Source organism: Pseudomonas sp. MH9.3, assembly GCF_034354675.1.
In the GTDB taxonomy this organism is placed as follows: Bacteria; Pseudomonadota; Gammaproteobacteria; order Pseudomonadales; family Pseudomonadaceae; genus Aquipseudomonas.
This window is the reverse complement of record NZ_CP133785.1, coordinates 680,430-694,137: the sequence shown is the minus strand read 5'-3', so window position 1 is coordinate 694,137 and position 13,708 is coordinate 680,430. Positions and strand designations below refer to the sequence as shown.

At 62.8% G+C, this 13,708-nt stretch carries 11 protein-coding genes; 10 read left to right on the top strand and 1 reads right to left on the bottom strand.

Annotated features, from left to right (window positions below):
• The first annotated feature begins 96 nt into the window (after window positions 1-96).
• The 8 genes from glgX to RHM60_RS02720 all read left to right on the top strand — a co-directional run bounded on the left by glgX (window position 97) and on the right by RHM60_RS02720 (window position 11,426).
• A complete protein-coding gene (gene glgX / locus RHM60_RS02755) occupies window positions 97-2,256 on the top strand; it encodes a glycogen debranching protein GlgX (protein WP_209981750.1) in 2,160 nt (719 codons plus the stop codon).
• 1 nt (window position 2,257) lies between these two features.
• Window positions 2,258-3,256 carry an acyl-CoA dehydrogenase family protein gene (locus tag RHM60_RS02750; protein ID WP_322213509.1) on the top strand — a complete coding sequence of 333 codons (999 nt, stop codon included), beginning with the start codon at window positions 2,258-2,260 and terminating at the stop codon, window positions 3,254-3,256.
• A complete protein-coding gene (locus tag RHM60_RS02745) occupies window positions 3,253-4,011 on the top strand; it encodes a PIG-L family deacetylase (RefSeq protein WP_322213507.1) in 759 nt (252 codons plus the stop codon). The genes RHM60_RS02750 and RHM60_RS02745 overlap by 4 nt, the downstream gene beginning before the upstream one ends.
• A complete protein-coding gene (locus RHM60_RS02740; protein ID WP_322213506.1) occupies window positions 4,008-4,607 on the top strand; it encodes an SAM-dependent methyltransferase in 600 nt (199 codons plus the stop codon). Before RHM60_RS02745 ends, RHM60_RS02740 begins: the two co-directional genes overlap by 4 nt.
• Before the next feature lie 188 nt (window positions 4,608-4,795).
• Window positions 4,796-5,557, top strand: coding sequence for a PIG-L deacetylase family protein (locus tag RHM60_RS02735; protein ID WP_209981743.1), 762 nt, complete (start codon window positions 4,796-4,798; stop codon window positions 5,555-5,557).
• 754 nt (window positions 5,558-6,311) lie between these two features.
• Window positions 6,312-8,471: a TonB-dependent siderophore receptor gene (locus RHM60_RS02730; protein WP_322213505.1), complete on the top strand. Its 2,160-nt coding sequence runs from the start codon at window positions 6,312-6,314 to the stop codon at window positions 8,469-8,471.
• Between the two features lie 169 nt (window positions 8,472-8,640).
• A complete protein-coding gene (locus RHM60_RS02725; protein ID WP_322213504.1) occupies window positions 8,641-10,134 on the top strand; it encodes a methyl-accepting chemotaxis protein in 1,494 nt (497 codons plus the stop codon).
• Window positions 10,135-10,280: 146 nt separating this feature from the next.
• Window positions 10,281-11,426, top strand: coding sequence for a sensor histidine kinase (locus RHM60_RS02720; RefSeq protein ID WP_322213503.1), 1,146 nt, complete (start codon window positions 10,281-10,283; stop codon window positions 11,424-11,426).
• A gap of 13 nt (window positions 11,427-11,439) precedes the next feature.
• Here the strand turns inward: RHM60_RS02720 and RHM60_RS02715 are convergent, their stop codons facing one another.
• The gene (locus tag RHM60_RS02715; protein WP_322213502.1) at window positions 11,440-12,204 is read right to left on the bottom strand and encodes a pyrroline-5-carboxylate reductase family protein; all 765 of its coding nucleotides are present in this window, start codon (window positions 12,202-12,204) and stop codon (window positions 11,440-11,442) included.
• Window positions 12,205-12,296: 92 nt separating this feature from the next.
• Between RHM60_RS02715 and RHM60_RS02710 the strand changes: the two genes are divergently transcribed.
• Window positions 12,297-12,971: a hypothetical protein gene (locus RHM60_RS02710; protein WP_322213501.1), complete on the top strand. Its 675-nt coding sequence runs from the start codon at window positions 12,297-12,299 to the stop codon at window positions 12,969-12,971.
• Between the two features lie 14 nt (window positions 12,972-12,985).
• Window positions 12,986-13,672: a tetratricopeptide repeat protein gene (locus RHM60_RS02705; protein ID WP_322213500.1), complete on the top strand. Its 687-nt coding sequence runs from the start codon at window positions 12,986-12,988 to the stop codon at window positions 13,670-13,672.
• Window positions 13,673-13,708 lie beyond the last annotated feature (36 nt).

Genomic DNA, 13,708 nt, shown 5'->3' with positions numbered 1-13,708 from the left:
GTCGGCAAGTGGTGCTTTTACCTTCCAGACAGTCAGCTGAATTTTCGTCAGTACGGCCGCGTTCGGCCTGAAAAAGACCATTGCAGGAGCAACATCATGAGCAAGCCCGACAAAAACCCTCCGACGCCGAGCCATGAGCCGTCGAGGATCCGTGAAGGTTTGCCCTTCCCGCTTGGCGCCACCTGGGATGGCCTGGGCGTCAACTTTGCGCTGTTCTCGGCCAACGCCACCAAAGTGGAGCTGTGCCTGTTCGATGACAGCGGCGAAGTGGAACTTGAGCGTATCGAGCTGCCTGAATACACCGACGAGATTTTTCACGGCTACCTGCCCGACGCCCATCCAGGGCTGATCTACGGCTATCGCGTGTACGGTGCTTACGACCCGGCCAACGGCCACCGTTTCAACCACAACAAACTGCTGATCGACCCCTACGCCAAGCAACTCGTGGGTGAATTGAAGTGGTCCGAGGCGCTGTTCGGCTACACCATCGGCCATCCGGACGACGACCTCAGCTTTGACGAACGCGACAGCGCGCCGTTCGTGCCCAAGTGCAAGGTCATCGACCCGGCGCACACCTGGGGCAACGACCAGCCGGTGCGGGTGCCGTGGGACCGTACGATCATTTATGAAACCCACCTGCGCGGCATCAGCATGCGTCACCCCTCGGTCGAGGAATCGGTACGCGGCACCTGCGCCGGCTTGATGGAAGACGATGTGCTCAAGCACATTCGCCAGTTGGGCGTCTCGTCGGTGGAGCTGTTGCCCGTGCATGCCTTCGTCAATGACCAGCACCTGCTGGAAAAAGGCATGACCAACTACTGGGGCTACAACAGCATCGCGTTCTTCGCCCCCGACCCGCGCTACCTGGCCAGCGGCAAGATCGCCGAGTTCAAGGAGATGGTTGCGCACCTGCATGAGCAGAAGCTCGAAGTGATCCTCGACGTGGTCTACAACCACACGGCCGAGGGCAACGAGCGCGGCCCTACCCTGTCGATGCGCGGTATCGACAACGCCTCCTACTACCGCCTGATGCCCGACGACAAGCGCTACTACATCAACGACTCGGGCACCGGCAACACGCTCGACCTGAGCCACCCTTGCGTGTTGCAGATGGTCACCGACTCGCTGCGTTACTGGGCCACCGAGATGCACGTCGACGGCTTCCGCTTCGACCTGGCCACCATTCTTGGCCGCTACCGCGACGGTTTCGACGAGCGCCACAGTTTCCTCGTGGCCTGCCGTCAGGACCCGATACTGCGCCAGTTGAAAATGATCGCCGAACCCTGGGACTGTGGCCCCGGCGGCTATCAGGTGGGCAACTTCCCGCCGGGCTGGGTGGAATGGAACGACCGCTTCCGCGACACCGTGCGTGCCTTCTGGAAGGGCGACGACGCGCAACTGGCCGACTTTGCCGGGCGCATGACCGCCTCGGGCGAGATGTTCAACCACCGGGGTCGCCGTCCGTACAGCTCGGTGAACTTCATCACCGCCCATGACGGATTCACCCTGCACGACCTGGTGTCGTACAACGACAAGCACAACGAAGCCAACGACGAGAACAATCAGGACGGCAGCAACAACAACCTGTCCTGGAACCATGGCGTCGAAGGCCCGACCGAAGACCCGGAAATCAACGCACTGCGCCTGCGCCAGATGCGCAACTTCTTCGCCACCCTGCTGCTGGCCCAAGGCACGCCGATGATCGTGGCCGGTGATGAATTCGCCCGCACCCAGCACGGCAACAACAATGCCTATTGCCAGGACAGCGAAATCGGCTGGGTCAATTGGGACCTCGACGAAGACGGCAAGGCCCTGCTCAAGTTCGTCAAGCGTCTGATCAAGCTGCGCCTGGCCTATCCGATCCTGCGTCGCGGGCGTTTCCTGGTGGGCGACTACAACGAAGACATCGGCGTGAAGGACGTCACCTGGCTCGCGCCGGATGGCAACGAAATGAGCACCGAGCAATGGGAGGACGCCCACGGTCGTTGCCTGGGCATGCTGATGGATGGCCGCGCCCAGGAAACCGGGATTCGCCGTGCCGGCGCCGATGCGACGTTGCTGCTGGTGGTGAACGCCCACCACGACCTGGTCAATTTCCGCCTGCCCCACGTGCCCGAAGGTCAGTTCTGGACCTGCATGCTCGACACCAACGAACCGGCGGTGCGCGGCCAGGAACGCTTCGACTTTGAACACGAGTACGCCGTAACCGGTCGTTCGCTGCTATTGTTCGAACTTCAGCGAGACGACGAGGTGTGAGATGGCTTTGCACGGATTCCTTCGCGGCTACCGGGGCTATGCGGACACGCAGGCCCTGGGTGACGCCGTGAAGGCTCTTCAGGAAGAAGGACTCGATCAACTCCCGCTGCCCGGCAGCGGGCAGACCCTGGAACGGTTCAGCCGCCTGGCGCAGGTGGCCGGGCACGACTTGCGCCTGTGCAAGTTGTTCGAGGGCCATACCGACGCCTTGGCGATCATTGCCGAGCTACGCTGCCCGCTGCCGCCACTGGGCAGCACCTGGGGCATGTGGGCCGCCGAACCGCCCAATGCGAAAGTAAGGGTGCGCAAGGCGGGCCAGCGCCTGCTGCTGGAGGGGCGCAAGGCTTGGTGCTCGGGCGCGGCGGTGGTCAGCCATGGCTTGCTCACCGCCTGGGATGAGGATGATCGCCAGCAACTGGTGGCGGTGGAAATGCACCAGCCAGGCGTCACGGTGACGGATAAAGGCTGGAACGCGGTGGGCATGGCGGCCACTGGCAGTGTCGAGGTGGTCTTCAATGAGGCCTGGGGCATTGCCATCGGCCAACCCGGGGATTACCTGGCGCGGCCGGGCTTCTGGCACGGCGGCGTCGGTATTGCCGCATGCTGGTACGGTGGCGCGCAACGCCTGGCCGAAGTGCTGCGCGAGCACTGCGGCAAACGCTCGGACCCCCATGCTCTGGCCCATCTGGGTGCAGTCGACAGTGCGCTGAACAGCGCGGCCTGTGTACTGCGCGCCAGTGCCTGGCAGATCGACCAGGAGCCTCTGGCTGACGCGCGCCTGCTGGCGCAGCAAACCCGCGCCAGCATCGAAAACATGACCGAACAGGTGATCCACCATGTCGGACGTGCCGTCGGCGCCGGGCCGTATTGCAAGGATCCGCATTTTGCCCAGTTGATGGCGGACCTGCCGGTGTACGTGCGCCAAAGCCATGCCGAACGTGACCTCGCCTCGTTGGGCGAACTGGTGGCGGGCGAGCCGTCCGGGAGTTGGCAGTTATGAAACCCAACCCGATTGTCGGCCAGGGCACACCCTTGCACCAATGGCAGAATTCACCCCACATGGCCGGATTGCCGCAGATAAGCGTCGAACAACTGGTGCCCGAGGGCCATCGCGCCGTGATCATCGCGCCGCACCCGGACGATGAAGTGCTCGGCACGGGCGGCCTGCTGCAAGGCCTGGCGGCGCTGGGCCGGGCGATTCAGCTGATTTCGGTAACGGACGGCAGCGCCAGTCATCCGGGGTCGCAGCGCTGGCCGGTGGAGCGCTTGAGCGTGGTGCGCCCGCAGGAGTCGGCCCAGGCCCTGCATCGCCTGGGTGTGCCCTTGCACAGTCTTAAATGGCTGCGCGCAGGTTTCGCCGACAGCAAGGTCGCTGCCGGCGAAGCGCAATTGGTGGCGTTCATCCAGCGCCACCTCAAGCCTGATGATGTGGTGTTCGCCACCTGGCGCGAAGACGGGCATTGCGACCATGAAGCGGTCGGTCGCGCCAGCGCCAAGGCCGCCCAGGCCGTAGGCGCAACGTTTTACGAACTGCCGGTGTGGACCTGGCACTGGGCGACACCCGAGGACAGCCAGGTGCCGTGGCACCGCGCGCGCAAGATCCCGTTGAGCCCTGAAGCGGTGGCTCGCAAGCGCCACGCGATCCATGCGTTTGCCAGCCAATTGGAGGGTGACCCGCAGATCGGTCTGCCGCCTGTCCTGGCGCCCTATGTGGTCGAACGGTTGCTGCAACCGTTTGAAGTGGTGTTTGTATGAGTGTCGCAACGCCCTACTTCGACCAATTATTCGACGGTAACGATGACCCCTGGGCGTTTCGCCAACGCTGGTACGAGCAACGCAAACGCGCGCTGACTCTGGCCGTATTGCCGCGCCCGCACTACGCCTCGATCTTCGAACCCGGCTGCGCCAACGGCGAGCTGAGCGCCGCACTGGCGCCACGCTGTGACCGGTTATTGTGCTGCGACACCGCCTCGGCGGCGGTGGCCCTGGCAAAAAAGCGCCTGCAGGACTTCCCCCACGTGCAGGTGCAGCAAAGCCGCCTGCCGCAGGAATGGCCCGAGGGCCAGTTCGAACTGATTGTGTTGAGCGAATGGTGTTACTACCTGGATGCCGATGACCTTTCCCGCCTGATCGACCGTGCCCTCGGATCGCTCAGCGCCAACGGGCAACTGCTCGCCTGCCACTGGCGCGCGACCATCGACGGCTGCCCGCAGACCGCCGAACAGGTGCATGCCCTGCTCGACCAGCGCCTGGCGATGCCACGCGTGCTGATGCACCACGAAGCGGATTTCATCCTTGATCTGTGGAGCCGTGACGGCACCTCGGTGGCCACTCACGAAGGCCTGCGGTGATAGCGACGCCTCAAAAATCGTCGTTGTGCCCTGTGACAACGGCGGATCCTTGTCTATGCTGACAACGCCTGACTGGGATTCCCGGGCTGGAATGCCAGGCATTCGTCGCAACGGAGTCTGCGGCGGTTACCCAAGTGTCGTACCGCATGCGGTGGCGACCGAGTTCAATCGACAAGGATGTGTCCCCCATGAATCCTGCTTCCCTGCGTGACGGCCGCCGCGGTCCTGCGCAAGTCTGGAACAGCGCGCCGCAATTGGCGCAGATCCCCACTATTCACCCCAACTCATTGGTACCGCCAGGTGCGCGCGTGGTAGTGGTTGCGCCGCACCCGGGCGATGAAGTGCTGGCCTGTGGTGGTCTATTGCAGCGCCTGAGCGTGCTGGAACACCCGCTGCAATTGATCTCGATCACCGACGGCAGTGCCAGCCATCCGGGTTCGCGGGTGTGGCCGGCCAGCCGGTTGAGCGTGGTGCGGCCCCAGGAAAGCGTGGAAGCGTTACGCCGTCTGGGCATGCCGCTGCACAGCCTTAAATGGATTCGCGGCGGTTTTCGTGACGGCGGCCTGGCCGGCGATGAACACGCGGTGAGCCAATTTATCGCGCGTTACCTGCAACCCGGCGACGTGGCCTTCACCACCTGGCGCCACGACGGCACGCCCGATCACGAGGCCGTTGGGCGTGCCTGCGCGACGGCCTGCAACCTGGTGGGCGCCCATCTGTACGAATTGCCGGTGTGGGCGTGGCACAGTCCGGTGCGCGAAGGCTCGACGATTCCCTGGCTGCGCGCGCGCAAGGTGCGCCTGGATAGCTGGTGCGTCGCGCGCAAGCTGCACGCCGCCCACGCCTTCGCCAGCCAGCTGGCCGGGGATCCCGCCATTGGCCTGCCGCCGATGCTCGCCCATGATCTGCTCGAGCGGATGCGCGAACCGTTCGAGATTGTGTTCGTCTAGCGTCCTGATTGACGGCGAGGTGCGTGGACTGCCCTCGCACGAATGTCGTTCAGTTATGCGAACGCAGTGCTTGACGCGACGAAGGTCAAATGAGCGACCGTTCGACTTGCCCGTGAAGGCGGTTTTTTGGTGTGTATATCCGTTGATGCGGTGACGGCGACTTTGGGTTCCGCCCTTACGGCGGGTCACTTTTGGAAAAGAGCCCCAAAAGTAACCAAAAGGGCTCTTGCCCCACCACTCGGCACCTCGCTTAGGCTGGGTGTGCCCGCACGCAGGCTTGAATCCGTGGGCCGCCGCAATGGGCCATCCTTGGCCCAGCGCGGCTAACCCGGCGTCCTGCCGGGTTACCCACGGATTCAAGCCTGCGTGCGGCCAGCGTGGTTGACGGGGCGCTTCCAGATCAAAAGCAAAAGCGTGGCGGCCTGAGAGCCGACCGAAATGGTCTGCCGAACGCTGTACAAAATGTGGGAGGGGGCTTGCTCCCGATGGCGTCGGCCCAGCAGACATTGATGTTGACTGACCCTCCGCTTTCGCGGGCAAATCGCACCGCCGCTCCCACGGGCGAATCTGCACTTAACTAAACGGCATTGGCCCTCACCCCAGACGGCTTACACATCATCCTTAATGTGAAAAATTCGTTAACCAATTCTCTGCAAACGCTTTTTTGCCCGGACACCTTCTGTCACACTGATGCGAATAATTATCAACCGTCTTATTATTCGCCAGGGAAGGCGCATCGGGGAGAGCTTGTTCCATGTCTGTGCAACAACAAGGCAACACCATTTTTGCACCGAGTTTGATGGCGTTGGCCATTTGTCTCGCCAGCTCACACACGGCCTTTGCCGCCGAGGTCGAGCCCTCCTCCGGCCCTATCGAACTGGGCGCCACACAAGTTTCCGGCGAGGGGCAATTGGGCGAAACCACCGAGGGCACGCAGTCCTACACCACGGGCGCGATGAAAACCGCGACCAAGCTGCCCCTGACCCTGCGTGAAACCCCACAGGCCGTCACCGTTGTCACCCGTCAGCGCATGGACGACCAGGCGATGACCAGCATCAATGATGTGGTCGCCGCCACCCCGGGGTTATTCCTCAACTTCTCCAACGGCCCTGGCCGGCAGTCGTACACCGCGCGCGGTTTCGACATCGATAACCTGATGTACGACGGCATTCCAAGTGGCTACAACGGCGTCAACGTGGGTGCCCAACCGAACCTGGCGATGTTCGACCGCGTCGAGGTGGTGCGTGGCGCTACGGGCCTGGTCACCGGCGCGGGTAACCCGTCGGCCGCCATCAACCTGATCCGCAAGCGGCCGCTGGACGAGCAGAAAGTCACCCTCACCGGCGCGGCCGGCACCTGGGACAACTACCGTGGCGAGCTGGATGCCTCCAGCCCGCTGAATGACAGCGGCACCTGGCGTGGCCGGGTGGTCACCTCCTACCGCGATGCCAACAGCTTTATCGACAATGTCGGGGATTACCACGGGCTGTTTTATGCGGTCACCGAAGCCGACCTCAGTGAAAACACCCGCCTGACCCTGGGTTTTTCGAACCAGAAGGACAAGACCAACTACTTCTGGGGCTCGTCGATGGTAGGCCAGGATGGTCACCACTTGAACCTGTCGCGCTCCTACAACCCCGGTACGCGTTGGGAGAACAAGGACCAGGAAATCAACACGGTCTTTGCCGAATTGCGCCAGCAACTGGCCAACGACTGGAAACTGCAGGTCAACGCCAACTACGCCGAGCAGAACGCCCTTTTTTCCGGTTCCTACCAGTCGCGCTGGGTCAACAACACCCTGGCCCGCACCGTGTACCAGTCGGCGGCGGATGAAAACCAGGCGGGCCTCGACGCCTTTGTCAGCGGCCCCTTCCAGGCGCTCGGGCGCACCCATGAACTGGTGGTGGGCGCCAGCCGTCGCGTCTACGACCTGACCACTCACAGCTACTCGCCATACGACATGAACTGGCCACTCACGGCGGGCAAGCCGGACTTCGCCCACACCGCCAACGGTCGTGAAGTCACCACCCAAGACGGTGTCTACGTGACCACCCGCCTGAGCCTGGCCGACCCATTGAAGCTGATCCTCGGCGCCCGTCTGGACTGGTACGACTACGACAACCACGATGGCGACGGCGACTACAAGGTCACCCGCAACGTCACCCGCTACGCCGGCCTGATCTACGACCTGGACGATCATCATTCGGTGTACGCCAGCTACAGCGACATCTTCACCCCGCAGACGGCCAAGGACACCTCCGGCACCCCGGTCAGGCCCATCGTCGGCAAGAACTACGAGGTGGGCATCAAGGGCGAATACCTGGGTGGCGCGCTGAATGCCAGCGTCGCGCTGTTCCGCGTCGATCAGCAGAACCGCGCCGTCGACGTGCTGGTGCCGAACTGCCCGCAGGCCTCCTGCGCTGAGGCCTCGGGCGAGATTCGCAGCCAGGGTATCGACTTCGAATTGCAAGGCGCCCTTACCGAACACTGGCAAGTGGGCGGTGGCTACACCTACGCGCGCACCCACGTGATCAAGGACCCGTCCAATCCGCAGAGCGTGAACAAGCAGTTCGACACCGACACCCCGGAACACCTGTTCAAGCTCACCACGCGCTATAACTTCCAGGGCCCGCTGGAAAAACTCCGCGTGGGCGGCAACATCTCCTGGCAGAGCCGCATGTACAACGACCTGACCGTCGCGGATGGCAGCCGCTACCGGCTCAAACAGGGCGCTTATGCCGTCACCGACCTGATGGCCGGCTACCAGGTCAATCAGCATCTGGACCTGCAGCTCAACGCCAACAACATCTTCGACCGCACGTACTACGAGACCATCGCCAACTCCGTGGACTATGGCGGCGATTCCTACGGCGCACCGCGCAACATGATGCTGACCGCCAAGTACAGCTTCTGACCCTCCTGCGGCTGCCCGCCCGGGCAGCCGTTCCTGGCTTAAAGTCCCGTGCGGGCTTGCCGATAACAGCCTGAAGCGCAAAAAAACAACGATCCGCTTCACTCAGCACGCGGCCGTCGTGGCACGCCCCATGCTTTGTTCCTGGCCAAACCACAAGGAGTAAACGTGAATGCCCGTCCCCAGCCCCTTTTTGGAGCACTACCGCAAGGCCGACCGCATCATGCTGGCGCTTATCTGGCTGATGTTCCTGTTTTCCCTGGGTCTGGCGTTCTGGCATGACACCCTGCTACAGGCGCTGTTGGTCGGCGGCGGCACTGCTTTGGTGCTCACCGTGCTGTACCGCGCCATCGGTGGCAGCCGGTTGATGCGTTGCGCCCTGGGCGCCGGCCTGATGGTGATGGCCGCGCTGCACATCAACCAGGCTCAGGGCGTGATCGAATCCCACTTCGGGATCTTCGCGCTGCTGGCAGTGCTGACCTTTTACCGTGACTGGCTGCCGATCCTGGTGGCCGCGGCCACCATCGCCGTGCATCACGTGGTGTTCCACGCCTTGCAGCATCAGGGCTTCCCGGTGTTCGTGATGGAGCATCACGGCGGCTGGACGATGGTCTTCGTGCACGCGTTCTACGTGGTCATGGAAACGATCGCACTGCTCTATCTCGCGGTGCACAGCCAGGCCGAAGCAGTCGAAAGCCAGGAAATGCTCGACAAGATGCTCGCAGTGACCTCGCAGTTCACCGCCGAAAGCGCACACACCGAAGGCAAGGTGCATGTGTCCCTGGCCAAACGGTTCGACCACTTCCTGCAACAGCTCACCCTCCTGATCGACGGCGTCGCCCGCGACTCCCATGGCCTGGGGCAACTCGGCCAGGAACTGGCCAGCGCCAGCGGCACCCTGGAAAAAGGCGCTCGGCATCAACTGGCCGAGATCACCGAGATGACCGGTTCGATGCAACGCATGGAAGACGCCATGGGCCACATCACGGTGCAGGTCGAACAGGCCGTGGAGCACGCTGGTCAGGCCAGCCGCCAGATCGTGCGCGGTCAGGAGAGCGTCAGCCGCGCCCGCCAGGAAATCAACCAACTGGCCTCGCACATCAACGGCACCGAATCCACCGTCCAATCCCTGGCCGCCCAGGCCGAACAGATCGGCTCGGTGCTCGAGGTGATCAGCAGCATTGCCAACCAGACCAACCTGCTCGCCCTCAACGCCGCCATCGAAGCCGCCCGCGCCGGCGAGCAAGGCCGCGGCTTTGCGGTGGTGGCCGATGAAGTGCGCAGCCTGGCCCAGCGCACCGCCCTCTCCACCCAGGAAATCAAGACCATCATCGAAGGCCTGCAACACGGCAGCCGCCAGGCCGTCGCCGCCATGCACGACAGCCGCGAAGGCGTGGAACGCTGCGTGGAAGACAGCCGGCAGGCCGTCGAGATGCTGCAAGCGGTGGGCCATGACATCGCGCAGATCGACGCGCTCAACGGGCGCATCGTCAGCACCACCCGCGACCAGTCCTCGGCGAACCTTGAAATCGTCGGACGCCTGCAGTCGGTGCAGAGCATCGCGCAAAGCACCGCCGACGACGTGGAAACCCTGGCGCGCAGCAGCGAGCGCCTGCCGCCGATTGCCGTGCGCCTGGACGCGCTGGGGCGCAGGTTTCACCCCTGACAATGAACCTGTGGGAGGGGCTTGCTCCCGATTACGGTGGGCCAGCCAGTACATCTTTGGCTGATACACCGCAATCGGGAGCAAGCCCCCTCTCCACATGGGTTACTCTGCGCGCCTCTGCATCGCCTCCCACCAGGATTCACGACATGCGCCTGCCCGATTTCATCCTCGAACACCTCGAGCCGATTCTGCAGGCCTGGGAAGATTTCGCCAGAACCATCAAAACGCCGGGCGCCGAGCTCGACAGCCTGGCGCTGCGCGACCACGCCGAGCAGATGCTGCGGGCCATCGTGTCGGACCTGCGCACCCGCCAGACCCGCCGCGAGCAAACGGCCAAGGCCCAGGGCCATGGCCCGGTGGATGAGCAGGAAACCGCTGCCGAAACCCACGCAATCACGCGGCTGATGGCAGGTTTCACCATTGACCAGATGGTCTCGGAATACCGCGCCCTCAGAACCAGCGTGGTCAGCCAGTGGATGCGCCAGGTCCAGGACGGCACGCCGATCAACGTCGACGACATGACCCGCTTCCATGAGGCCATCGATCAGGCACTCGCCGAATCCATCGCCAGTTATTCGCGTGCGGTCGAGGCCTCGCGCAACGTGTTCCTCGGCATTCTCGGTCACGACCTGCGCACCCCGCTTGGCGCAATCATGCTGGGTGCCGACACTCTCAGGCGTTCGGAAAGCGCCGGCGCCCGCTCGACCAAAGTCGCCAATCAGATCTACACCAGCGTGCGGCGCGCGAGCCAGATTGTCGGTGACCTGCTCGACCTGACCCGCTGCCAGATGGGACCGGGGATTCCGGTCAGAACCGCAGCGGTTGACCTCGCACCGCTCTGCGAGCGTGTGGTTGAGGAAATCCAGGCGTTTCATCCCGAGGCCAGGATCGTGCTCGAAACACCGTCACCGGTCGCCGGGCTGTTCGATGGCGCGAGGATGCAACAGGTCTTCTCGAACATCATCAGCAACGCGGTGCAGCACGGCGACACCGCCCGGCCTATCAAGGTCGAGCTGATGACTCACGAGCACCACGCCGTGTTCTCGGTGCACAACAGCGGTGAGGCGATACCCGAGGACGTGCTGCCGTTCATCTTCAACCCGATGGGCCGCTTCTCCCAACGCACGGCAATTGATCACGGCCCCACGGAGGGCTTGGGCCTGGGTCTTTTTATCGCGTCGGAAATCGTGGCGTCACATGGTGGAACGATCGAGGTCAGCTCTGACGCGGACCGGGGCACGGTGTTCCAGGTGAAGATAGCGCTGGATAAAGACGCCTCCACCATTGCCTGACGCCGCGTGACAATCAGCGTTTCTTCAAGCGCGCCAACACCTCGTCACACGCCTGAGCCCAGGCCTGGGTTGCGCCCTGCTCCCTCAGCACCTCCAGCCCCGCACGGGTAAAGGTGCCCGGCGTCGCAATCGCTTCGCCCAGCGCTTTCACGCTGGTGTCGGGTTGGTGGCGGGCACTGGCCAGGCAATCCTGCAGATTGCCCATCACCAGTTGCCGCGCCTGATCCTCGGACAACCCCCTGGCGGTAAACCACTGCTGAAGGTCATGCACCAGGAAATAGAACCAGCCGTTCATGCAGGCCGCGACCGTGGCGAGCTCGAACTCGGGCTCATCGTCCAGCACGACCAATTGCCCGAGCGCGCCGAGTACCGATTGATGGGGCTCGCCACCTGGGCTGATCACCACCGTGGACTGGTTGATCTGCGCCGCATACGACAGCATCGCCCGCACCGGCAGTGCTGAGGGAAAGTGCCCGGCGAGGTCGCCGAGGGTCAAGCCGGCGACCAGCGAGACCAGCGTCTGCCGAGGCTTGAGCTGCACCTGCGTGGCAAGCTGCGCGACCGCATCAGGCCGCACGCCGAGGAACAGCAGGTCCGACCCATCGACGACGGTTTGATTGTCGGCCATCACCTCGCAGGCACAACGATTGCCCAGCGCCTGGGCACGTTCATGGTTGCGCGCAGACAGCAGAATTTGCCCGGTGAAGCCACTGCGGCGCAGGCCGATCACGACTTTCTCGGTGAGCTCGCCGACGCCTAGTATTCCGATGTTCAGCATGTGATTGCTCCGTTTTGTTCGCAGTGCCGTTTTGCTAAAGTTCGCGACTGACAAGCCGACATTTTTTGTTCCTACTTCACGGATGATTTCAAATGTTCCGATCCGTTTTTTCCGGCGTTGCCTTGCTCGCCGTCGCCGCTGCCTGTAATGCCGCCCAGGCTCAGACCGTCACCACGCCCGAACAGCTCCTGACCGAGTTCTCTCGCTGCGATGCGCATTTCTTCGAGAGCCTGCGCGACGCCCGCCTGCCGGCAGATACCTTGCGCCTGAGTCAGTACGGCTCGGTCAAGGCGCCGACCATCATGAACCCGTTGCAGGAAGGTGGCACCTATCAACGCTTCGAAAAGCCCCTGATCGTCAACGGCGTGCCTATGATCGGCTACTACAACCAGGCACAAACCATGAACGACGTCGGCAACTTTCTGTTCTGGGGTTTCGTAGCCGATGGTCTGCCGCAAGAGGTGGCCGAAAAACTCAAGCCGCTGATTGTCGATAACGCACGCTTTGTCAGTGAGGGCAACGCCATTGCCCGCGCCGAAATTCGCCGCGTCGGTGACCCCATCGGCCAATGGCGCACCGAAGGTTTGACCGGCCCTGGCGTCGCCACGCCGTTTGGTTTCGTAGACCGCGTGTTCATGGTCGACAAGGGCGACGCGACACCGCCACTCAAGGGACACACCACTGTGTTCTGCTCGCTGCAAGGCACCGTGACCGCACCGCTTTTGCAGGTCTATCGCCCTGACCTCAACGCTCGGCTGTTTGACTGACAAGGAAGTTTTTCATGACTATTCGCTGGCCCGCACTCATAGCATGCGTCTTCATCCTCACCGGATGTGCCGGAATGCAGAACCCGCAAAAAGCCAACCTTGCGCACTGCGCAACTCAGTTCAAGGCCTACAAAGCCGAGAACTACCCTCTGGTGCTGCAGGAAGGTGACTTGTGCCTGCAGAAAAACACCCTGCCCGCCTCGCTGCAAAGTCTGGTTTACGCGTTGCAGGCCGACGCCTACAGCAACCTCAAGCACTTTGCGCAAGCCGTTACAGCCAAGGAAAAATCCCTGCAATTGGCGACCAAGCCTGACCCACGCGCCAACCTGGACTTGAGTGCCATGTATCGCGACGCTGGCAACCCGAAAAAAGCCCTAGAACTGGTGCAGTACAACCTGGACAACGGCCTGGGAGAAGCCGGAAAAGGCTCGGGCTTCCACATGCCGACCTACTATCACCTGGGCCTTGCACTGACAGACCTGGGCCAGTACCGAGAAGCCGCTGAAGCATTCAGCACCGGCCTTCAACGCCAGCCGGACTTTGCCTGGGCTTACTACGCGCGCGGCATCGCGTACGACCATTTGGGAGACAGGGACGGCGCGAAGGCTGACTTCCTGAAGTTCTCGCAGATCGTCAAAAAGAAATACGTGGAGGAGAAGCACAAGGCGAAGCTGGCTGAGTATGGGATATCCGTGCCGTAACAGGAGAGTGGTTATTGGCTGATTGTTGGGTTTTAT